This window comes from Enterobacter sp. N5-15 (assembly GCF_057221635.1).
The window spans coordinates 667,554-688,908 of record NZ_CM170150.1; the positions used below are offsets into that span (position 1 = coordinate 667,554).

Here is a 21,355-nt window from a genome sequence, read left to right on the forward strand (position 1 = left end):
CCCCCATTGATGGGTAAAATAGCCGCAATTTTGTATTCCATGATGCGTGGCGTGCTGCCGCGCTTATAAAAGAAGATTTAATTATGACGTTGTCTCCTTATCTGCAAGAGGTGGCCAAGCGCCGCACTTTTGCCATTATCTCGCACCCGGATGCCGGTAAAACGACCATCACCGAGAAGGTGTTGCTGTTCGGACAGGCGATCCAGACTGCGGGTACCGTTAAAGGCCGTGGCTCCAGCCAGCATGCAAAATCTGACTGGATGGAGATGGAAAAGCAGCGTGGTATTTCGATTACCACCTCCGTGATGCAGTTCCCGTATCACGACTGCCTGGTGAACCTGCTGGACACCCCGGGCCACGAAGACTTCTCTGAAGATACCTACCGTACCCTGACGGCGGTGGACTGCTGTCTGATGGTGATTGACGCCGCGAAAGGTGTAGAAGACCGGACCCGTAAGCTGATGGAAGTTACCCGTCTGCGCGATACGCCGATCCTCACCTTCATGAACAAACTCGACCGTGACATCCGTGACCCGATGGAAGTGATGGACGAAGTGGAAAGCGAGCTGAAAATCGCCTGTGCGCCAATCACCTGGCCAATTGGCTGCGGTAAGCTGTTCAAAGGGGTGTATCACCTCTATAAAGACGAAACCTACCTGTATCAGACCGGTAAAGGCCACACCATTCAGGAAGTTCGCGTGGTGAAAGGTCTGGATAACCCTGAGCTGGACGTGGCAGTCGGCGAAGAGCTGGCCGCGCAGCTGCGCGACGAGCTGGAGCTGGTGAAGGGTGCGTCTCACGAGTTCGACAAAGAGCTGTTCCTGAGCGGTGAAATCACCCCGGTCTTCTTCGGTACCGCGCTGGGTAACTTCGGCGTTGACCACATGCTGGACGGTCTGGTGGAGTGGGCGCCACGCCCGATGCCGCGTAAAACCGACACCCGTGAAGTGGAAGCAAAAGAAGAGAAATTCACCGGATTCGTCTTCAAAATTCAGGCCAACATGGACCCGAAACACCGCGACCGCGTGGCCTTTATGCGCGTGGTGTCCGGTAAGTATGAAAAGGGCATGAAGCTGCGCCAGGTGCGTACCGGTAAAGACGTGGTGATTTCCGACGCGCTGACCTTTATGGCGGGCGACCGTTCGCACGTTGAAGAGGCGTATCCGGGCGACATCATCGGTCTGCACAACCACGGCACTATTCAGATCGGCGATACCTTCACCCAGGGTGAAATGATGAAGTTCACCGGTATTCCGAACTTCGCACCGGAGCTGTTCCGTCGTATCCGTCTGCGCGATCCGCTGAAGCAGAAACAGCTGCTGAAAGGCCTGGTTCAGCTCTCCGAGGAGGGCGCCGTGCAGGTGTTCCGCCCAATCGCGAACAACGATCTGATCGTTGGTGCAGTCGGCGTGCTGCAGTTCGACGTGGTTGTCGCGCGTCTGAAGAGCGAGTACAACGTGGAAGCGATTTACGAGTCTGTGAACGTCGCGACCGCGCGCTGGGTTGAGTGTTCTGACGTGAAGAAACTCGAAGAATTTAAGCGTAAGAACGAAATTCAGCTCGCGCTGGATGGCGGCGATAACCTGACCTATATCGCGCCAACCATGGTGAACCTGAACCTGACCCAGGAACGTTATCCTGACGTTCAGTTCCGTAAAACCCGCGAGCACTAATCCCCTCTCAGAGCACGGCTGCCGCCGTGCTCTTCTTTAATTCCTGTCTTATTAATCCCTTGCGGAATGTTCTTAATTCAACGCAATTTCACGCTATTCGCGCGTTTTTTACCCAATTCTGAAAGCGGCTCTGTGAGAGTGATCTATATTTAACTCAGTGTTTAACACCGGGCGTGGATAAATTAACTGTTCAATGCATGACTTTAGGTTGTCCATTTTGCCCGCGTGTTTATTCGCAATATATAAAACTACTAAGGAAGTATGTAGCCCGAATAACGGGTCAACACAGGAATAGATCGATGAATATGACAAGACTGAAGATTTCGAAAACTCTGCTGGCTGTAACTCTGGGTAGCGTTCTGATGAGCGGTTCCGCACTGGCGGAAAGCAGCACGATGGATAAAGCACAGTCCACGGCCGATAACGCAGGGCAAAAAATCGATAGCTCTATGAATAAAGTCGGCAACTTCATGGATGACAGCTCAATCACAGCAAAAGTGAAAGCCGCACTGGTGGATGATGAAGCCATCAAAAGCACCGATATTTCCGTTAAGACCGACAAGAAAGTGGTCACGCTGAGCGGCTTCGTGGAAAGCCAGGCTCAGGCCGAGCAGGCGGTGAAAGTCGCGAAGGGCGTCGAAGGTGTTGCCTCCGTCAGCGATAAGTTGCACGTACGTGACGGCAAAAACGCGTCGGTGAAAGGTTATGCCGGTGATGCCGCTACTACCAGCGAAATCAAAGCTAAACTTTTAGCAGATGACATCGTGCCGTCCCGTAAGGTGAAAGTGGAAACCACCGATGGTGTGGTTCAGCTTTCCGGTACGGTAGATTCGCAGGCGCAAAGTGAACGCGCCGAGTCCATCGCGAAAGCGATTGATGGTGTGAAAAGCGTTAAAAACGATCTGAAAACGAAGTAAATCTGGACCATTCGCCCGTCTGGCTAACACCAGCGGGCGAAATAAGAACGACTCTGGAAGAACGCCGGTGAGTGACCTGAGCGCTCACGTTTAGCGGCCGACATTAACTATGGTAAAGGAGAAGCTTATGTTTCGTTGGGGCATTATATTTCTGGTTATCGCGTTAATTGCCGCCGCATTGGGCTTTGGTGGACTGGCAGGTACAGCGGCATGGGCAGCTAAAATTGTCTTCGTTGTGGGTATTATTCTGTTCCTGGTCAGCCTGTTTACGGGTCGTAGACGTCCGTAGCAAACGCAATATTCCTTCAACAAAAAAAAGCCAGTCACTGCGACTGGCTTTTTCTTATTTGCGTAACAGGTCGGGTGCGTTACTGTGGTGTTATAAAATAATCAAAACAGGAAAGCAGAGGTGGGGCAACGAATTCCCGTTACGCTCGGCAATATTGCGCCGCTGACGTTAAAACCGTTTCGCGCAGGTCAACTCGCGCTGGTCTGCGAAGGTGGAGGACAGCGCGGCATTTTCACCGCCGGCGTGCTGGATGAATTTATGCGCGCGCAGTTCAACCCGTTTGACCTTTACTTCGGCACCTCTGCCGGCGCGCAGAACCTCTCTGCCTATGTCTGTAATCAGCCCGGCTACGCGCGAAAGGTCATTATGCGCTACACCACGGCGAAAGAATTTTTTAACCCGGTGCGCTTTGTGCGCGGCGGCAACCTGATCGATCTCGACTGGCTGCTGGAGTCGACCTCCAGCCAGATGCCGCTGGCCATGGATACCGCTGCCCGTCTGTTTGATAGCGGCAAAGAATTCTGGATGTGCGCCAGCCGGGGCGATGATTATTCGCCGGGCTATTTTTCTCCTCAGAAGCAGAACTGGCTGGACATCATCCGCGCCTCCAGCGCGATCCCCGGCTTTTATCGTACCGGCGCCCTGCTGGACGGCATTAGCTATCTGGACGGCGGGATCAGTGACGCGGTGCCGGTGCAGGAAGCCGCCCGGCGCGGGGCGAAAACCATCGTGGTGATCCGTACCGTGCCGTCGCAAATGTATTACACGCCCCAGTGGTTTAAACGGATGGAGCGCTGGCTGGGCGACAGCAGCCTGCAGCCGCTGGTGAACATCGCGAAGCAGCATGAAACCACCTACGGCGCGATGCAGCGCTTCATTGAAAAACCGCCGGGTAAGCTGCGTATTTTTGAAATCTATCCGCCTAAGCCGCTGCTGAGCATGGCCCTGGGCAGCCGCGTTCCTGCGCTGCGCATGGATTACAAAACGGGACGGCTGTGCGGGCGCTATTTCCTGGCGACGGTGGGGAAAATGCTGGCGGAGCAACCGCCGCTTCATCGCCATAAACGCATTATTATGCCGCCTGCGATTGTCGCCAACGACGCCCTGACGATGCCGCTGGTGGATATTCCGCAGGCGAATGACGCTTTACTGGATAACGAGGATCTGGCGTGACGCACCGCTTTGTCGATACCCACTGCCACTTTGATTTCCCGCCGTTTACGGGGGATGAAGCGCAAAGCATTGCGAAAGCTGCCGAGGCAGGCGTTCAGGCCATCATTGTGCCGTCAGTGGAAGCGGCCTATTTTCCCCGGGTGCTGGATCTTTCCATGCGGCACCCCGCGCTCTATGCCGCGCTCGGCCTGCATCCGATTGTGATTGAGCGGCATCTTGATGAGCACATTGAGAGGCTTGATGAGGTCCTGCAGACCGCAGGAGACAAACTTGTCGCCATCGGTGAGATCGGCCTCGATCTTTATCGCGAGGATCCGCAGTTTGAGCGCCAGCAGACGATCCTCGACGCGCAGCTCAGGCTGGCGAAGCGCCACGATCTGCCGGTGATCCTCCATTCAAGACGTACGCACGATAAGCTGGCGATGCACCTGAAACGCATCGATCTGCCGCGCAGGGGCGTCGTACACGGTTTCTCCGGCAGCCTGCAGCAGGCGCAGCGTTTTATTGAGCTGGGCTATAAAATCGGCGTCGGTGGCACCATTACCTATCCGCGCGCCAGTAAAACCCGTGACGTGATGACCCAGCTGCCGCTGTCGGCGCTTCTGCTGGAAACCGACGCGCCGGATATGCCGCTGAATGGTTTTCAGGGCCAGCCGAATCGTCCGGAACAGGCGGCGCGCGTGTTTACCACCCTGTGTGAACTGCGAAAGGAACCTGAAGAGGTGATTGCCGACGCGCTGCTTGAGAATACCCGTTCGGTATTTGGCATCATGCTATAGGTAAAGCGCCGGGCGGATCACCGTTATCTTCTGTTTTTCCAGCGCCAGCGCCAGCGGCTCAACGTCCTCGGCCGTGGCGCTGCGCCATGATGCCGCCTCACCGTAAACGCCATGGGCATGAAATGCGTTGATGCGCACCGGAACATTTCCAAGCCCGTGGATAAAGGTCGTTAGCGGTTTGAGATGTTCCAGGTAATCACACTGCTCCGGAATAACCAGCAGGCGAAGTTCCGTCAAACGGTGACGATCTGCCAGCCAGCGGATGCTCTGTTTAATCAGCGGGTTTTCGCGCCCGGTCAGGAAGCGGTGATGCTCGTTCCCCCACGCCTTCAGATCCAGCATCGCGCCATCCAGTACCGGCAGCAGCTTTTGCCAGCCGGTTTCGCTTAACAGACCGTTGCTGTCGACCAGGCAGGTGAGGTGACGCAGGGCAGGATCGGCTTTGATCGCTGAGAATAGCGTCACTAAAAACGGCAGTTGCGTTGTGGCTTCGCCGCCGCTCACGGTGATCCCTTCGATAAACGGTGCGGATTTGCGGACCTGGGTGAGGATCTCGTCCAGGCTGAAGCGGTGCGCCATAGGCGTTGCCTGCTGCTGGCACAGGTGCAGGCAGGTGTCGCACTGCTGGCAGTCACTCTCCTGCCACCAGACGCGTCCGGCCTGAATGGTCAGCGCGTCGTGCGGACAGTGGGGCACACAGTCCCCGCAGTCGTTGCAGCGGCCGATCGTCCACGGGTTGTGGCAGGTTTTACAGCGCAGGTTGCAGCCCTGCAGGAACAGGGCCAGGCGGCTGCCCGGCCCGTCCACGCAGGAAAAAGGAATGACCTGACTAACTAAAGCGCATCTGCTGTTCATGGCTAATCACGCGCGGTTGACGTTCCAGAATACGGGTATTGCGCGCGGCCTCTTCTCCCAGCCACGTGGTATTGGTGCGCGATCCCGCTTCCCGGTATTTCTCCAGATCCGATAGTCGCACCATATAACCGGTCACGCGGACCAGATCGTTACCCGCCACGTTGGCGGTAAACTCACGCATACCCGCCCTGAACGCGCCCAGGCAAAGCTGAACCACCGCCTGCGGGTTGCGTTTTACCGTCTCCTCCAGCGTCAGGATATCGCTTATCCCGGAAGAGTAGTGCTTGTGGTGAGGGGCCACCGCCAGCAGATGGCTGATGGGATCCGGCTCGTCGCCGTAGGGCAGTCGCGCGCCCGGCGTGGTGCCCGAATCGGAGCTGATCCCCGACTGCGCGTGGAGCATCGCGCGGTGCTTCCAGCCGTGCTTCACCGGCGTGTTTTCCACGAACGCCGCAAGCTGTTCGCTGATGCGATAGCCCAGCGCGTTGGCCTGTTCGTCCTTTCCGTAGCGTCCCGCTATTCCTGCTTTCTCACAGAGCGCGTTTACCGCTTCCGCCAGGCCGTACATGCCAAACATGGGCACAAACCGATCGGCATCAATCAGCCCCTCTTTTACCAGGAAGCTATTCTCAAAGAAGCCAGACTGCCCGTACAGAAAATCGCAGCGCGCATCGATGATGGCAATTTGCTGCTGGCAGTAGTGCGGGAGCGCGCGGGTGAAGAAGTCTTCAATGGATGTGCTGCGTTCAGCAATGGCTTTGAGGTTAAGGCGCACCAGGGTGCTGCCACCGCCTGCAAGCGGCAGAGAGTTGTAACAACTCACCACGCCGTAACGGCCTTTTGTGAAAATTTTATCATTCATCGGGCCATTAGAAATGTGCGGTTTGCTGCATTCGCATATGTTTTTTGCCACCTCAAGCAGCAGGTCGTCCGGGGTGATATCGGGATCGTAGATAAAGGTCAGGTTCGGCGCGACCTGCTTCAGCTCTGCGTCGGCACGCAGAATGGCACGTGTGACGGGCGTATCCGCCGGGCCGATATTGGCGTGCATAAACGCATCCGGCAGCGTACGGTCGAGATAGCGCCAGAAACGTTTTATTCGGCTATCGATCGCTTCTTGTGTTAGAATTCTAACATATGGAGTTAATATCGCATCAAGCTGACCGAGATAGACCGGCATCGATGTGACGGACGGAACATGATGGTAGAGGATGGTTAACAGCGAGAGGGCGTCGTCGAGATCTTTTGCCCCTTCCAGCTCCAGCCATTCTGAACCGTTAGCCAGAAATTTTGCGTAATCCGGCAGAACGTAACGGGGTTTGTAAGGCGCGTGGCCTTCGAACATGTCGCAGATAACCCCCTCGTCCAGCGCGGCTCTCGCGGCCTCAGGAAGCGCCGGATAAGACAGGTTGTTTTCCGCTTCCAGCGCCAGAAAATGACGTTTTTGTTCCGGGGTTAACACCGGGCTTGTCACAATGTGCTGGCAACGTTGTTGCAGGGCGTCGGGGCTGGAGTGGGGCATATTCGCTTCCTTGAGTGTTCTGCGGATGATGAACGGATTGTAGGAAGCCAGCCTGTCGGGGCTTTTGATCCGACAGGGGGTATCGCTGCTTTAGTCGACAATTTACGCGCTAAAGTTTGAAGAAGATCTCATTACAGTAATGCAAATTTGTACGCAGTTTTCATTAACTGTGATGAATGTCGAAGTGTGGATGCGGGTGAATGTTAGAATACTCACAGACCCGCAAGGTAAAATTTATACGGCACTGCCGTTGGAGAATGTTATGACCGATTTAACTGCAAGCAGCCTGCGCGCGTTGAAACTGATGGACCTGACCACCCTGAACGATGACGACACCAATGAAAAAGTCATCGCCCTGTGCCATCAGGCGAAAACGCCGGTGGGTAACACCGCAGCCATCTGTATCTACCCGCGCTTTATCCCGATTGCCCGTAAGACTCTGAAAGAGCAGGGCACGCCGGACGTGCGCATTGCAACCGTAACTAACTTCCCGCATGGCAACGATGATATCGAGATTGCGCTGGCAGAAACCCGCGCGGCGATTGCCTACGGCGCAGACGAAGTTGACGTGGTGTTCCCGTACCGCGCGCTGATCGCCGGCAACGAGCAGGTTGGTTTTGACCTGGTGAAAGCCTGTAAAGACGCGTGTGCGGCGGCAAACGTGCTGCTGAAAGTAATCATCGAAACCGGCGAGCTGAAAGAAGAGGCGCTGATTCGTAAAGCGTCTGAAATTTCCATCAAAGCCGGTGCGGATTTCATTAAAACCTCTACCGGTAAAGTGCCGGTGAATGCGACTCCAGAAAGCGCGCGCATCATGATGGAAGTGATCCGCGACATGGGCGTGTCCAAAACCGTTGGTTTCAAACCTGCGGGCGGCGTGCGTACTGCCGAAGACGCGCAGCAGTTCCTGGCGATTGCCGACGAGCTGTTTGGCGCCGACTGGGCTGATTCCCGCCACTACCGCTTCGGCGCGTCCAGCCTGCTGGCCAGCCTGCTGAAAGCGCTGGGTCACGGCGACGGCAAGAGCGCAAGCAGCTACTGATTGCCAGACAATGCCGGATGACGCTTCGCTTATCCGGCCTACAGGATCGTAGGGCGGGTAAGCGTAGCGCCACCCGCCACAACTCCCCCGATTCCGCATGGAGGTTACCGTGTTTCTCGCACAAGAAATTATTCGTAAAAAACGTGATGGTCATGCATTAAGCGACGAAGAGATCCGCTTCTTTATCAACGGCATTCGTGATAACACCGTCTCAGAAGGGCAGATTGCGGCTCTGGCGATGACCATTTTCTTCCACGATATGTCGATGCCTGAGCGCGTGTCGCTGACCATGGCGATGCGAGATTCAGGAACCGTTCTGGACTGGAAAAGCCTTAACCTTAACGGCCCGATTGTGGACAAACACTCCACCGGCGGCGTGGGCGACGTGACGTCTCTGATGCTCGGCCCAATGGTGGCAGCCTGCGGCGGTTACATCCCGATGATCTCCGGACGCGGCCTGGGCCACACCGGCGGTACGCTCGACAAACTGGAAGCCATTCCGGGCTTCGATATCTTCCCGGATGACAACCGCTTCCGCGACATTATTAAAGACGTTGGTGTGGCGATTATCGGCCAGACCAGCTCTCTTGCTCCGGCAGACAAGCGTTTCTACGCGACCCGCGATATCACCGCGACCGTTGACTCCATCCCGCTGATCACCGCCTCTATCCTGGCGAAGAAACTGGCTGAAGGGCTGGACGCGCTGGTGATGGACGTGAAAGTGGGCAGCGGCGCGTTTATGCCGACCTATGAACTTTCTGCTGCGCTTGCCGAAGCGATCGTTGGCGTCTCCAACGGCGCGGGCGTGCACACCACCGCGCTGCTCACCGACATGAACCAGGTGCTGGCCTCCAGCGCCGGTAACGCGGTCGAAGTGCGTGAGGCGGTACAGTTCCTCACCGGCGAATACCGTAACCCGCGTCTGTTCGACGTCACCATGGCGCTGTGCGTTGAGATGTTAATCTCCGGCAAGCTGGCCAGAGACGATGCGGAAGCGCGCGCGAAACTGCAGGCGGTGCTGGATAACGGCAAAGCGGCGGAGATCTTTGGCCGCATGGTTGCGGCGCAGAAAGGCCCGACCGATTTCGTCGAAAACTATGCGAAATACCTGCCAACCGCGACGCTCAGCAAAGCGGTGTATGCCGATAGCGAAGGCTTCGTTTCCGCAATGGACACCCGTGCCCTCGGCATGGCGGTGGTCTCGATGGGCGGCGGCCGCCGTCAGGCATCGGACACCATTGATTACAGTGTCGGCTTTACCGATATGGCCCGTCTGGGCGACAGCGTTGACGGTCAACGTCCGCTGGCGGTGATCCACGCCAAAGACGAAGCCAGCTGGCAGGAAGCGGCTAAAGCGGTGAAGGCAGCCATTACGCTTGACGATAAAGCACCGGAAACCACACCGACTGTCTATCGCCGCATCACTGAATAACTGTATACTGATCTGATCGCTATTTTTTGAAGCACTACGTACGGAGAACAATTATGAAACGTGCATTTATTATGGTGCTGGACTCATTCGGCATCGGCGCAACCGAAGATGCAGAACGTTTTGGTGACGTGGGTTCCGATACCATGGGTCACATCGCGGAAGCCTGTGCGAAAGGCGAAGCGGACAACGGTCGTAAAGGCCCTCTGACTCTACCCAACCTGACCCGCCTTGGTCTGGTGAAAGCGCATGAAGGCTCTACCGGTAAAATCGCAGCCGGTATGGACGGCAACGCGGAAGTCGTGGGTGCCTACGGCTGGGCTCACGAGCTCTCCTCCGGTAAAGACACCCCGTCTGGCCACTGGGAAATCGCCGGTGTGCCGGTGCTGTTCGACTGGGGTTATTTCTCCGATCACGAGAACAGCTTCCCGCAGGAGCTGCTCGATAAGCTGGTGAAGCGCGCCAATCTGCCGGGCTACCTCGGCAACTGCCACTCTTCCGGTACCGTAATTCTGGATGAGCTCGGCGAAGAGCACATGAAAACCGGCAAGCCGATTTTCTACACCTCCGCTGACTCCGTGTTCCAGATTGCCTGTCACGAAGAGACCTACGGCCTGGATAAACTCTACGAGCTGTGCGAAATCGCCCGTGAAGAGCTGACCGAAGGCGGCTACAACATTGGCCGCGTGATCGCGCGTCCGTTTGTGGGCGACAAAGCGGGTAACTTCCAGCGTACCGGTAACCGTCACGACCTGGCCGTTGAGCCACCGGCGCCAACCGTGCTGCAGAAGCTGGTTGAAGAGAAAGACGGCCACGTGGTTTCCGTGGGTAAAATCGCGGATATCTACGCCAACTGCGGCATCACTAAAAAAGTGAAAGCCACCGGTCTGGATGCGCTGTTCGATGCCACCATCAAAGAGATGAAAGAAGCGGGCGACAAGACCATTGTCTTCACCAACTTCGTAGACTTCGACTCCTCCTGGGGCCACCGTCGTGATATCGCGGGTTACGCCGCCGGTCTGGAACTGTTCGACCGCCGTCTGCCGGAGCTGATGGAGCTGGTGGGTGAAGATGACATTCTGATCCTGACCGCGGACCACGGCTGCGACCCAAGCTGGACCGGTACCGACCATACCCGTGAGCACATTCCGGTGCTGGTGTACGGCCCGAAAGTGAAGCCGGGCTCGCTCGGTCACCGTGAAACCTTCGCGGACATCGGCCAGACCATCGCGAAATACTTTGGTACGTCTGACATGGAATATGGCAAGGCCATGTTCTGAATCAAGTTGGGTGCGGTCTGATGCCCTCACCCCGGCCCTCTCCCACAGGGAGAGGGTGAAAAGAATAAACAATGTAAAAGGAACTGAAGATGGCAACTCCTCACATTAATGCAGAAATGGGTGATTTCGCTGACGTCGTATTGATGCCGGGCGACCCGCTGCGCGCGAAGCACATTGCTGAAACCTTCCTGGAAGACGTGCGTGAAGTGAACAACGTTCGCGGCATGCTGGGCTTCACCGGTACCTACAAAGGCCGCAAAATCTCTGTGATGGGCCACGGCATGGGTATCCCATCCTGCTCCATCTACACCAAAGAGCTGATCACCGACTTCGGCGTGAAGAAAATCATCCGCGTTGGCTCCTGCGGCGCGGTGCGTATGGACGTTAAGCTGCGCGACATCGTTATCGGTATGGGTGCCTGCACCGATTCCAAAGTGAACCGCATGCGTTTCAAAGACCATGACTTCGCGGCGATTGCTGACTTCGGCATGGTGCGTGACGCGGTTGACGCGGCAAAAGCGCTGGGCGTTGAAGCGCGCGTGGGTAACATCTTCTCTGCTGACCTGTTCTATGCACCGGACGGCGGCGAGATGTTCGACGTGATGGAAAAATACGGCATTCTGGGCGTGGAAATGGAAGCGGCGGGTATCTACGGCGTCGCGGCTGAGTTCGGTGCGAAAGCGCTGACCATCTGCACCGTGTCTGACCACATCCGTACCCACGAGCAGACCACTGCTGCCGAGCGTCAGACTACCTTCAACGACATGATCAAAATCGCGCTGGAATCCGTTCTGCTGGGCGATAAAGAGTAAGAGCTGTTGTGCCGGGTGGCGGCTTCGCCTGACCCGGCCTACGGTTTTGTAGGCCCGCTAAGTGCAACGCCAGCGGGCTTTTTTACTAGCGCACGGCCTGCGCAATCCATGCTGACAAATCCCTTAACTCTTTCTCCTGCTCCGGGAAATCCCCAATCAACGCGTCGCATTCCTGCTGCAGCATATCCGCCCGGTACAAACAGCCCTGCAATCGTGCCGCCAGCGCCTCTAACGGTGCCGGGTTCAGGCTATCGGTAAACACCTGCGTGCGGGTGATATGGCCTTTCTCCACGTCAAAATGCAGCTCCACGCCGCCCCATGTAAAACGCTCGTCCAGCAGATGGGAAAACGCAGGCGCCTGACCGAAGTTCCACTCCCAGCTGCTCTGGCGGGCGAAGGTGTCGGCGAAGTTGGGCAGATCCGGGGTTTTGTCAGGAGAGATCACTTCTGCCTCCACGCGCTCGCCGTAATGTTCAAAGAACGCGTCACGGATCGCATCGCAAATCTGCTCGTGGGTAATTCCCGGCAGCAGCTCCACCAGATTCGCCACGCGCCCGCGCACGGAGGTAATCCCTTTAGCCTGGAGCTTTTTCTTGTCCGGATTCAGGTAGTTAGCCAGACGGCTCAGGTCAGCGTTCAGCAACAGGGTGCCGTGGTGGAAGCCGCGATCCATCGTTTCGCGGTAGGCGGAGCCGGAGACCTTCCGGTCGCCCTCCGGGGTTTTCACCACCAGATCGTTACGCCCGGACGCTTCCGCCGTCACGCCGAGCGAATTGAGGGCGTTAAGGACGATGGAGGTTGAGATGGTTTTGTCGTACTCCGGTTTGCCCGCCATAAAGGTAAAGCAGGTATTGCCCAGATCGTGAAACACCGCGCCGCCGCCGCTGCTGCGGCGCGCCAGGCGGACGTCATCCTCTTCCATACGCCGCGTGTTGCACTCTTTCCACGGGTTTTGCGCGCGGCCAATGACCACCGTATCGGCGTTACGCCAGAGAAACAGTACGCGCTGGGTAGCGGGCATCTGGCGGAAGATGCACTCTTCTACCGCGAGATTAAACCAGGGATCGTAAGAGTCAGAGATAAGCAGGCGTAACGTCGTCATGGCAAAGTTCCTTTTCCGAATCGTTCGCCTACTTTATCACTAATCTTTCTTCTCGCTCTCTTCGTCTTCGGGGACGGATTTGCTGGCGGTCAGCAGGAACGGGGATTGCTGCCAGCGCGAGCGCTTGCCGCGAAGCAGGGTGCGTGCCAGCACAACGCCGATGGCGAGTGAAAGCAGCAGCATCAGGCGCAGAATATTGGTGGTATTATCGACCTGTTTGGCTTCAGTGGGCAGGGTGTGGGTATCGAGGGTCAGGCGCAGATAGCCCAGCGGGCCATTCTTCCCCTGAATAGGTTCGACGATCTGCTGGTTAAAATAGCCCCCGGCTTTTTTGCCGTCCAGCGCCAGCCTGTCGCGCACGTCGACGTGCTCGCCCGCGCGGGCAATCAGGTTGCCTTGCTCATCATAGACGCCGGCATCAAGAATGCGGCTGTTCTCCGTGAGCAGGCGTAAAACCTGGCCTATCCGCTTATCGTCCGGCGTTTCGGTACGCATGGACGGCGCGACGTTGAGCGTCACCTGGCGCGCCAGCGTGCGGGCCAGCTCTTCCAACTGCGGGTTGCGTTGCCGTTGATGGTTCTGGCTAAACCACGATGCCCCTTGCATCAGCACAACTAATAGTGCGAGACAGGAAAGGACAATCACGGCGCGATGAAGCCGGAATTTCAGTTTTGCGCGAGCCATATTCCACCTGCTGAAAATTTACGGCTTAATGTTGCCAGAAGTGATGGTTACAGGGTAGCCTCATGCGTTATTTTCCCTCTGCAACCTTCCGGCGCGAACGAAATTACAGGAGCTTTAATGCCGAACATTACCTGGTGTGACCTGCCAACGGATGTCTCTTTATGGCCAGGATTGCCGCTCTCTTTAAGTGGCGATGAGGTGATGCCTCTGGATTACCACGCCGGTCGTAGCGGCTGGCTCCTCTACGGACGCGGTCTGGATAAGCAGCGCCTGACCCAGTATCAAAGCAAGCTGGGTGCGGCGATGGTCATCGTCGCCGCCTGGTGCGTGGAAGACTACCAGGTTATTCGCCTGGCGGGTTCCCTGACGCAGCGCGCAACGCGTCTGGCGCATGACGCCGGGCTGGACGTCGCGCCGCTGGGTAAAATCCCTCACCTGAAAACCCCTGGCCTGCTGGTCATGGACATGGACTCAACCGCCATTCAGATCGAGTGTATTGACGAGATTGCGAAGCTGGCGGGCAGCGGCGAGCTGGTGGCAGAAGTTACCGAGCGTGCGATGCGCGGCGAGCTGGACTTTACCGCCAGCCTGAGACAGCGCGTGGCGACCCTGAAAGGGGCCGATGCCAACATTCTGCGCCAGGTGCGCGACGTGCTGCCGCTGATGCCTGGGCTGACGCAGCTGGTGCTGAAGCTGCAGTCCCTCGGCTGGAAAGTGGCGATCGCCTCCGGTGGCTTCACCTTCTTCGCGGATTACCTGCGGGAAAAACTGCATCTGACCACCGTGGTGGCCAATGAGCTGGAGATCATGGACGGCAAGCTGACCGGCCAGGTGATCGGCGATATCGTGGATGCCCAGTACAAAGCCAATACGCTGACGCGTCTGGCGGAAAAATATGAAATTCCGGTCGTCCAGACCGTCGCCATCGGGGACGGCGCGAACGACCTGCCGATGATCAAAGCGGCCGGGCTGGGCATTGCCTACCATGCCAAGCCAAAAGTGAATGAAAAGACGGAAGTCACTATCCGTCACGCTGACCTGATGGGGGTGTTCTGCATTCTCTCCGGCAGCATTAATCAGAAATAACGAGGTAAACCGTGGCGAAAGCTCCAAAACGCGCATTTGTCTGTAATGAATGTGGTGCGGATTATCCGCGCTGGCAGGGGCAATGCAGCGCCTGTCATGCCTGGAACACCATCACCGAAGTGCGTGGTGTGGCGGCTTCGCCGAGCGTGGCCCGCAATGAGCGCCTGAGCGGCTACGCCGGTAACGCGGGCGTCGCGAAGGTGCAAAAACTCTCGGACATCAGCCTCGAAGAGCTGCCGCGCTTCTCCACCGGGTTCAAAGAGTTTGACCGCGTGCTCGGCGGCGGCGTGGTGCCGGGCAGCGCCATTCTCATCGGCGGTAACCCGGGGGCGGGTAAATCGACCCTGCTGCTGCAAACGCTCTGCAAGCTCGCCGAACAGATGAAAACCCTGTACGTCACGGGCGAAGAATCACTGCAGCAGGTAGCGATGCGCGCGCACCGTCTGGGCCTGCCGACCGGCAACCTGAACATGCTCTCGGAAACCAGCATCGAGCAGATCTGCATGATCGCTGAAGAAGAGCAGCCGAAGCTGATGGTGATCGACTCCATCCAGGTAATGCATATGGCGGACATTCAGTCCTCGCCGGGCAGCGTCGCGCAGGTGCGTGAAACCGCGGCTTACCTGACGCGTTTTGCCAAAACGCGCGGCGTGGCGATTGTGATGGTCGGCCACGTGACCAAAGACGGCTCGCTGGCGGGACCGAAGGTGCTTGAACACTGTATCGACTGCTCCGTGATGCTCGACGGCGACGCGGATTCCCGCTTCCGTACCCTGCGCAGCCACAAGAACCGCTTTGGCGCGGTGAACGAACTGGGCGTGTTTGCCATGACCGAACAGGGGCTGCGCGAAGTCAGCAACCCGTCGGCCATCTTCCTGAGCCGTGGCGATGAGATCACCTCCGGCAGTTCGGTGATGGTGCTGTGGGAAGGGACGCGCCCGCTGCTTGTCGAAATTCAGGCGCTGGTGGACGTGTCGATGATGGGCAACCCGCGGCGCGTGGCGGTCGGTCTGGAACAGAACCGTCTGGCGATCCTGCTGGCGGTGCTGCACCGTCACGGCGGGCTGCAGATGGCGGATCAGGACGTCTTCGTTAACGTGGTCGGCGGCGTCAAAGTCACTGAAACCAGCGCAGACCTGGCGCTGTTGCTGGCGATGGTCTCCAGTCTGCGCGACAGACCGCTGCCGCAGGATCTTGTCGTCTTCGGCGAAGTGGGCCTCGCCGGGGAAATCCGTCCGGTGCCCAGCGGTCAGGAGCGTATCTCCGAGGCGGCAAAACACGGCTTCCGCCGGGCGATCGTTCCCGCCGCCAACGTGCCGAAAAAAATCCCGGAAGGGATGCAGGTATTTGGCGTGAAGAAACTCGCAGATGCGTTAAATGTCTTTGACGACTTATAATTACGTAAATTTGATTTTGCAGGAGGCACCGTAATTTATGTCATCATTTGACTACATCAAGACCGCAATCCGCCAGAAGGGCTGCACGCTGCAGCAGGTGGCGGACGCCAGCGGCATGACCAAAGGCTACCTGAGCCAGCTGCTGAACGCCAAAATCAAAAGCCCCAGCGCGCAGAAGCTCGAAGCGCTGCACCGCTTTCTGGGGCTGGAATTCCCGCGTATGCAAAAGAACATCGGCGTGGTGTTCGGTAAGTTTTACCCGCTGCATACCGGGCATATCTATCTGATCCAGCGCGCCTGTAGCCAGGTTGACGAGCTGCACATCATCATGGGCTACGACGAAACCCGCGACCGCCAGCTGTTCGAAGACAGCGCCATGTCGCAGCAGCCCACGGTGTCAGACCGCCTGCGCTGGCTGCTCCAGACCTTTAAGTATCAGAAAAACATTCGTATTCATGCCTTTAACGAAGAGGGCATGGAGCCGTATCCGCACGGCTGGGACGTGTGGAGCAACGGTGTAAAAACCTTTATGGAAGACAAGGGGATTGCGCCGAACTGGATCTACACCTCTGAAGAGTCCGACGCGCCGCAGTTCCGCGAGCATCTGGGCATCGAGACGGTGCTGATCGATCCGAAACGCACCTTTATGAACATCAGCGGGGCGCAGATCCGCGAAAACCCGTTCCGCTACTGGGATTACATTCCGACCGAAGTGAAGCCGTTCTTCGTGCGCACGGTAGCTATTCTGGGCGGCGAGTCGAGCGGTAAATCAACGCTGGTCAACAAGCTGGCGAACATCTTCAATACCACCAGCGCGTGGGAGTATGGCCGCGATTATGTCTTCTCGCACCTTGGCGGTGACGAGATGGCGCTGCAGTATTCCGACTATGACAAAATTGCGCTCGGACACGCCCAGTACATTGATTTTGCGGTGAAATACGCCAACAAAGTGGCGTTTATCGATACCGACTTCGTCACCACGCAGGCGTTCTGTAAAAAATACGAAGGGCGCGAGCACCCGTTCGTGCAGGCGCTGATTGACGAATACCGCTTTGACCTGGTGATCCTGCTGGAGAACAACACCCCGTGGGTGGCTGACGGCATGCGCAGCCTCGGCAGCTCCGTGGACAGGCGAGAGTTTCAGACCATGCTGGTGGAGATGCTCAATGAGAACAACGTTGAGTTTGTGCATGTGGAAGAGTCGGACTACGACTCCCGCTTCCTGCGCTGCGTCGAGTTGGTGAAGGAGATGATGGGGGAGCAGGGGTAGGCGTTAACCTCCCTCTCCCTGTGGGAGAGGGCCGGGGTGAGGGCATCAAACCACTCAGAACTCAACCACCACTTTCCCCCGCATATGCCCCTCCAGCACCTTACGGTGCGCCTCGGTAATGCTTTCCACGCTCAGCCCGTGCAGCGTTTCACTCAGCGAACTTTCCACCACGCCGTTATCCACCAGCTTCGCCACCTCATCTAAGATCTCCCCCTGACGCGCCATATCTGCCGTCTGGTACATGCTGCGGGTATACATAAACTCCCAGTGCAGGGCGGCGGATTTGGACTTCAGCTTGTCCTGGTTCAGCGGACGTTCATTCTCGACGATAGAGCAGATATGCCCCTGCGGCGCAATCAGTTCGCTGACCGCATCCCAGTGCCCGTCGGTGTCGTTGAGGATGAAAATATAATCCACAAAGGTGAGCCCGTGTTTCGCCAGCTCGCCTTTCAGGTCGCGGTAGTTGACGACAACGTCAGCCCCGCGATCGCGGCACCACCGGGCGGAATCTTCTCGGGAAGCGGTTGCGACGATCTTCACCTTGCTGTTGTGCTTCGCAAACGGGATCGCCAGCGATCCCACGCCGCCCGCGCCGCCGATGATCAGCAGCGTTTTGTCCGCCCCGGCATCCTGAATATTCAGCCGTTCAAACAGACCTTCCCACGCGGTGAGCGCGGTCAAGGGCAGTGCAGCGGCAGCCGCCCAGCCGAGGCTGGCAGGCTTGTGCCCGACAATCCGCGCATCGATCAGCTGATGCGTGGTATTGCTGCCCGGGCGGGTGATGTCGCCCGCGTACCACACTTCATCCCCCGGTTTGAATCCGGTGACGCCAGCCCCAACGGCTTTGACGATCCCGCTGGCATCCCACCCGAGAATGCGCGGCGCGTTCAGCCCGTTTTTAGCAACGCCCGCGTGGACTTTGGTATCGACCGGGTTAACGGAGACGGCCTTCACCTCTACCAGCAGATCGTGCTCGCCGGGCTGCGGCATCGGCGGGGTGATTTCAATGAAGGTGGACGGATTTTCTGGGTTAACGGCGATGGCTTTAACAGACATGGTGTGCTCCTCAATGGAATGCGTTTTGTTGAGGCTAGTCTATAAAGTGGACAGCTGCGTGATAAGATGGACAATCAAGAACTCAGCGTTCGTACAGGATGAACAATCATGTTTAAACAGCTGCAGGATATGGCGCTGTTCGCGCTGGTGGCGGAGATGGGCAGCTTTACCGCGGCGGCGCAGAAGGCGGAACTGCCGAAATCCAGCGTTAGCCAGCGAATTAGCCAGCTGGAGCAGCAGGTGGGGATCCGTCTGCTCAACCGCACCACGCGCAGGATCAGCCTGACATTTGCGGGCGAGCACTATCTGGTGCACTGTCGTGAGATGCTGGCGGCCAGCGAGCGGGCGGAGTACGCCATTCAGCGGCTGCGCGAAAACCCGAGCGGGCGGCTGCGGATCACCTGCCCGGCGGGGATAGGGGCGACGCTGCTGGCGCATATGAATGCCGAGTTCCAGCTTCGCTATCCTGACGTGTCGCTGGACGTGTCGATCTCTGATGACGTGGTGGATCTGGTCGAGGCCGGGTTTGACGTGGCGCTGCGTACCGGCAAGCCGCAGGACTCCTCCCTGATTGGCCGGATGATCGGGCACTGCCCGCGCTACATGCTGGCCTCGCCGGACTATCTGGCGCGTCGGGAATCGTTAATTCATCCCCGTCAGCTGGTGGAACACCGCTGCATTACGCACCGGGCATGGTCGGAGTGGCTTCTGCGAAGCGAAAGCGAGGATTACCGCTACCTGCCGGATAACGCACACATGACCGATAATCTGGTATACGCCCGCGAGTGTGCGATTGCCGGTGCGGGGATCACGCTGTTACCCGCGTTTCTGCTGGAGGATAAGATCGAAAAGGGTGCGCTGGTTCAGGTGCTGCCGGAGTGGAATGTTGAAGGTAACGATCTTTGGCTGGCGTACCCAAGCCGCAAGCTGAACTCGCCCGCGCTGATGAGCTATATCGAGTTTGCGATGCAGTTCGATGAGGTGAAGCGGTATTACGTGGGTGGGTGATTTTGTGCGGCCTGATGCCCTCACCCTGACCCTCTCCCACGGGGAGAGGGTACAAACATAAAAAACGGCAACCGAAGTTGCCGTTTTGCTTTTATTTCGCAATACGCTTGTACTTAATACGCTTCGGCTCCAGCGCGTCGGCGCCCAGCGTGCGTTTCTTGTACTCTTCGTATTCGGTGAAGTTACCTTCGAAGAACTCCACTTTACCTTCGTCCTGGTAGTCCAGGATGTGGGTCGCGATACGGTCCAGGAACCAGCGGTCGTGCGAGATAACCATCGCGCAGCCCGGGAACTCCAGCAGGGCGTTTTCCAGCGCGCGCAGAGTTTCAATGTCCAGGTCGTTTGTTGGTTCATCGAGCAGCAGAACGTTACCGCCAACCTGCAGCAGCTTCGCCAGGTGCAGACGACCGCGCTCGCCGCCGGACAGCTCGCCCACGCGTTTGCCCTGGTCGGTGCCTTTGAAGTTGAAGCGGCCAACATAGGCGCGGCTTGGCATCTCGGTGTTGCCGATACGCATGATATCAAGACCGCCGGAGACTTCTTCCCACACGGTTTTGCTGTTATCCATCGCGTCACGGAACTGGTCAACGGAGGCCAGCTTCACGGTTTCACCCAGGGTGATAGAGCCGCTGTCAGGCTGTTCCTGACCGGACATCATGCGGAACAGGGTCGATTTACCCGCGCCGTTCGGACCGATGATCCCGACAATAGCGCCTTTCGGTACGGAGAAGCTCAGGTCGTCGATCAGCAGGCGGTCGCCGTAAGACTTGCGCAGGTTGGTAACTTCAACCACTTTATCCCCCAGACGTGCTCCAGGCGGAATAAACAGTTCGTTGGTTTCGTTACGTTTCTGGTATTCGGTGTTGTTCAGCTCTTCGAAGCGTGCCAGACGGGCTTTGCCCTTAGACTGACGGCCTTTCGCGCCCTGACGAACCCACTCCAGCTCTTTCTCAATAGACTTGCGACGCGCCGCTTCCTGAGAAGCTTCCTGCGCCAGACGCTGATCTTTCTGCTCCAGCCAGGAGGAGTAGTTGCCTTCCCACGGAATACCTTCGCCGCGGTCCAGCTCCAGGATCCAGCCAGCGACGTTGTCGAGGAAGTAACGGTCGTGGGTGATCGCCACAACGGTGCCTTCGAAGTCGTGCAGGAAGCGCTCCAGCCACGCCACGGATTCCGCATCCAGGTGGTTGGTTGGTTCGTCGAGCAGCAGCATGTCTGGTTTTTCCAGCAGCAGGCGGCACAGCGCCACGCGGCGGCGTTCACCCCCGGAGAGCTTCTCAACTTTCGCATCCCAGTCCGGCAGACGCAGGGCGTCAGCCGCGCGCTCCAGCTGCACGTTCAGGTTGTGACCGTCGTGCGCCTGGATGATCTCTTCATACTTGCCCTGCTGCGCGGCCAGCTTGTCGAAGTCCGCATCTGGTTCGGCGTATTTGGCATACACTTCATCCAGACCTTTCAGCGCGTTAACCACTTCGGAAACCGCTTCTTCAACGGATTCGCGAACGGTGTGTTCCGGGTTCAGCTGAGGTTCCTGCGGCAGGTAGCCAATCTTGATGCCAGGCTGCGGACGGGCTTCACCTTCGATGTCTGTATCGATGCCCGCCATGATGCGCAGCAGGGTGGACTTACCGGCACCGTTGAGACCCAGAACACCAATTTTTGCGCCCGGGAAGAAGCTCAGCGAGATATTTTTAAGAATATGACGTTTCGGCGGGACAACTTTGCCGACACGATGCATGGTATAAACGAATTGAGCCACGTTGGACTTCGCCTCTTTTATCGTAATGAGAAGGAATTTCAGCCTCGAAGTGTAGCCTTTTTCACGTCCTAATCCCAGCCAGGAACGTCGGGAGTGTTAAAACGCGCAAGAAAGGTAAAAAAGTGTCCATGACGTGGCGCGTTGAAGGATGCCTGGTTAGCATAAGTTAATTAGACTTTGACGTGGCAAGACGCTGCAATTGACGAAAAAACAATGAGGAAG

General features: G+C 57.4%; 19 protein-coding genes. 13 read left to right on the forward strand and 6 right to left on the reverse strand.

Annotated features, from left to right (window positions below):
• Positions 1–83: 83 nt before the first annotated feature.
• From prfC to AC2TE5_RS03195, 5 genes are all read left to right on the forward strand, one after another.
• The gene (gene prfC, locus AC2TE5_RS03175; protein ID WP_484612646.1) at positions 84–1,673 is read left to right on the forward strand and encodes a peptide chain release factor 3; all 1,590 of its coding nucleotides are present in this window, start codon (positions 84–86) and stop codon (positions 1,671–1,673) included.
• A gap of 299 nt (positions 1,674–1,972) precedes the next feature.
• On the forward strand, positions 1,973–2,590 hold the full coding sequence (gene osmY / locus AC2TE5_RS03180; RefSeq protein WP_047060223.1) for a molecular chaperone OsmY: 618 nt from the start codon (positions 1,973–1,975) through the stop codon (positions 2,588–2,590).
• A 127-nt stretch (positions 2,591–2,717) separates the two neighbouring features.
• A complete protein-coding gene (locus AC2TE5_RS03185; RefSeq protein ID WP_003856556.1) occupies positions 2,718–2,879 on the forward strand; it encodes a DUF1328 domain-containing protein in 162 nt (53 codons plus the stop codon).
• Positions 2,880–2,999: 120 nt separating this feature from the next.
• Complete coding sequence (locus tag AC2TE5_RS03190; protein ID WP_213329916.1) at positions 3,000–4,052, forward strand: patatin-like phospholipase family protein; 1,053 nt, start codon at positions 3,000–3,002, stop codon at positions 4,050–4,052.
• Positions 4,049–4,831 carry a TatD family hydrolase gene (locus tag AC2TE5_RS03195; RefSeq protein WP_484612647.1) on the forward strand — a complete coding sequence of 261 codons (783 nt, stop codon included), beginning with the start codon at positions 4,049–4,051 and terminating at the stop codon, positions 4,829–4,831. The genes AC2TE5_RS03190 and AC2TE5_RS03195 overlap by 4 nt, the downstream gene beginning before the upstream one ends.
• Here the strand turns inward: AC2TE5_RS03195 and AC2TE5_RS03200 are convergent.
• Positions 4,826–5,686 carry a YjjW family glycine radical enzyme activase gene (locus AC2TE5_RS03200; RefSeq protein ID WP_484612648.1) on the reverse strand — a complete coding sequence of 287 codons (861 nt, stop codon included), beginning with the start codon at positions 5,684–5,686 and terminating at the stop codon, positions 4,826–4,828. The genes AC2TE5_RS03195 and AC2TE5_RS03200 overlap by 6 nt on opposite strands.
• Positions 5,661–7,208, reverse strand: a complete 1,548-nt coding sequence (locus tag AC2TE5_RS03205) for a YjjI family glycine radical enzyme (RefSeq protein WP_484612649.1) — start codon at positions 7,206–7,208, stop codon at positions 5,661–5,663. Before AC2TE5_RS03205 ends, AC2TE5_RS03200 begins: the two co-directional genes overlap by 26 nt.
• A 262-nt stretch (positions 7,209–7,470) precedes the next feature.
• On the opposite strand from AC2TE5_RS03205, the gene deoC reads away from it, so the two are divergent.
• The 4 genes from deoC (at position 7,471) to deoD (ending at position 11,771) form a co-directional block, all read left to right on the forward strand.
• The gene (gene deoC / locus AC2TE5_RS03210) at positions 7,471–8,250 is read left to right on the forward strand and encodes a deoxyribose-phosphate aldolase (RefSeq protein ID WP_023310320.1); all 780 of its coding nucleotides are present in this window, start codon (positions 7,471–7,473) and stop codon (positions 8,248–8,250) included.
• Between the two features lie 109 nt (positions 8,251–8,359).
• On the forward strand, positions 8,360–9,682 hold the full coding sequence (gene deoA / locus AC2TE5_RS03215) for a thymidine phosphorylase (protein ID WP_484612650.1): 1,323 nt from the start codon (positions 8,360–8,362) through the stop codon (positions 9,680–9,682).
• Between the two features lie 53 nt (positions 9,683–9,735).
• Positions 9,736–10,959 carry a phosphopentomutase gene (deoB, locus tag AC2TE5_RS03220; protein WP_213329906.1) on the forward strand — a complete coding sequence of 408 codons (1,224 nt, stop codon included), beginning with the start codon at positions 9,736–9,738 and terminating at the stop codon, positions 10,957–10,959.
• An 89-nt stretch (positions 10,960–11,048) separates the two neighbouring features.
• Positions 11,049–11,771, forward strand: a complete 723-nt coding sequence (gene deoD, locus AC2TE5_RS03225; protein WP_010427122.1) for a purine-nucleoside phosphorylase — start codon at positions 11,049–11,051, stop codon at positions 11,769–11,771.
• Between the two features lie 85 nt (positions 11,772–11,856).
• On the opposite strand, the gene lplA is transcribed toward deoD, so the two are convergent.
• Entirely contained in the window at positions 11,857–12,873 is a 1,017-nt protein-coding gene (gene lplA, locus AC2TE5_RS03230; protein WP_484612651.1) for a lipoate--protein ligase, read from the reverse strand.
• Positions 12,874–12,912: 39 nt separating this feature from the next.
• Positions 12,913–13,557, reverse strand: a complete 645-nt coding sequence (locus AC2TE5_RS03235; protein ID WP_484612652.1) for a YtjB family periplasmic protein — start codon at positions 13,555–13,557, stop codon at positions 12,913–12,915.
• Positions 13,558–13,674: 117 nt separating this feature from the next.
• Between AC2TE5_RS03235 and serB the strand changes: the two genes are divergently transcribed.
• The 3 genes from serB to nadR are packed head-to-tail and all read left to right on the forward strand — an operon-like array spanning position 13,675 to position 17,310.
• Positions 13,675–14,643, forward strand: coding sequence for a phosphoserine phosphatase (serB, locus tag AC2TE5_RS03240; RefSeq protein ID WP_023310325.1), 969 nt, complete (start codon positions 13,675–13,677; stop codon positions 14,641–14,643).
• Positions 14,644–14,654: 11 nt separating this feature from the next.
• Positions 14,655–16,040 carry a DNA repair protein RadA gene (gene radA, locus AC2TE5_RS03245; RefSeq protein WP_014068810.1) on the forward strand — a complete coding sequence of 462 codons (1,386 nt, stop codon included), beginning with the start codon at positions 14,655–14,657 and terminating at the stop codon, positions 16,038–16,040.
• Between the two features lie 37 nt (positions 16,041–16,077).
• Positions 16,078–17,310, forward strand: coding sequence for a multifunctional transcriptional regulator/nicotinamide-nucleotide adenylyltransferase/ribosylnicotinamide kinase NadR (nadR, locus tag AC2TE5_RS03250; protein WP_213329900.1), 1,233 nt, complete (start codon positions 16,078–16,080; stop codon positions 17,308–17,310).
• A 54-nt stretch (positions 17,311–17,364) separates the two neighbouring features.
• Here the strand turns inward: nadR and AC2TE5_RS03255 are convergent, their stop codons facing one another.
• Positions 17,365–18,366: a zinc-binding alcohol dehydrogenase family protein gene (locus AC2TE5_RS03255; protein WP_213329898.1), complete on the reverse strand. Its 1,002-nt coding sequence runs from the start codon at positions 18,364–18,366 to the stop codon at positions 17,365–17,367.
• Between the two features lie 108 nt (positions 18,367–18,474).
• On the opposite strand from AC2TE5_RS03255, the gene AC2TE5_RS03260 reads away from it, so the two are divergent.
• Positions 18,475–19,374 (forward strand): LysR family transcriptional regulator, encoded by a 900-nt coding sequence (locus tag AC2TE5_RS03260; RefSeq protein WP_213329896.1) that lies wholly within the window; start codon positions 18,475–18,477, stop codon positions 19,372–19,374.
• A gap of 91 nt (positions 19,375–19,465) precedes the next feature.
• Here AC2TE5_RS03260 and ettA read toward each other — a convergent pair whose 3' ends face one another.
• Positions 19,466–21,133 carry an energy-dependent translational throttle protein EttA gene (gene ettA, locus AC2TE5_RS03265; protein ID WP_148243690.1) on the reverse strand — a complete coding sequence of 556 codons (1,668 nt, stop codon included), beginning with the start codon at positions 21,131–21,133 and terminating at the stop codon, positions 19,466–19,468.
• Positions 21,134–21,355: the final 222 nt, after the last annotated feature.

Bases quoted from the DNA above. Each gene is read 5' to 3' on its own strand.
- deoD (WP_010427122.1), top strand. From the start codon at position 11,049: ATGGCAACTCCTCACATTAATGCAGAAATGGGTGATTTCGCTGACGTC.
- lplA (WP_484612651.1), bottom strand. From the start codon at position 12,873: ATGACGACGTTACGCCTGCTTATCTCTGACTCTTACGATCCCTGGTTT.
- AC2TE5_RS03255 (WP_213329898.1), bottom strand. From the start codon at position 18,366: ATGTCTGTTAAAGCCATCGCCGTTAACCCAGAAAATCCGTCCACCTTC.
- osmY (WP_047060223.1), top strand. From the start codon at position 1,973: ATGAATATGACAAGACTGAAGATTTCGAAAACTCTGCTGGCTGTAACT.
- AC2TE5_RS03260 (WP_213329896.1), top strand. From the start codon at position 18,475: ATGTTTAAACAGCTGCAGGATATGGCGCTGTTCGCGCTGGTGGCGGAG.
- deoB (WP_213329906.1), top strand. From the start codon at position 9,736: ATGAAACGTGCATTTATTATGGTGCTGGACTCATTCGGCATCGGCGCA.
- AC2TE5_RS03235 (WP_484612652.1), bottom strand. From the start codon at position 13,557: ATGGCTCGCGCAAAACTGAAATTCCGGCTTCATCGCGCCGTGATTGTC.
- AC2TE5_RS03205 (WP_484612649.1), bottom strand. From the start codon at position 7,208: ATGCCCCACTCCAGCCCCGACGCCCTGCAACAACGTTGCCAGCACATT.
- serB (WP_023310325.1), top strand. From the start codon at position 13,675: ATGCCGAACATTACCTGGTGTGACCTGCCAACGGATGTCTCTTTATGG.
- AC2TE5_RS03200 (WP_484612648.1), bottom strand. From the start codon at position 5,686: ATGAACAGCAGATGCGCTTTAGTTAGTCAGGTCATTCCTTTTTCCTGC.
- prfC (WP_484612646.1), top strand. From the start codon at position 84: ATGACGTTGTCTCCTTATCTGCAAGAGGTGGCCAAGCGCCGCACTTTT.
- nadR (WP_213329900.1), top strand. From the start codon at position 16,078: ATGTCATCATTTGACTACATCAAGACCGCAATCCGCCAGAAGGGCTGC.
- deoC (WP_023310320.1), top strand. From the start codon at position 7,471: ATGACCGATTTAACTGCAAGCAGCCTGCGCGCGTTGAAACTGATGGAC.
- AC2TE5_RS03185 (WP_003856556.1), top strand. From the start codon at position 2,718: ATGTTTCGTTGGGGCATTATATTTCTGGTTATCGCGTTAATTGCCGCC.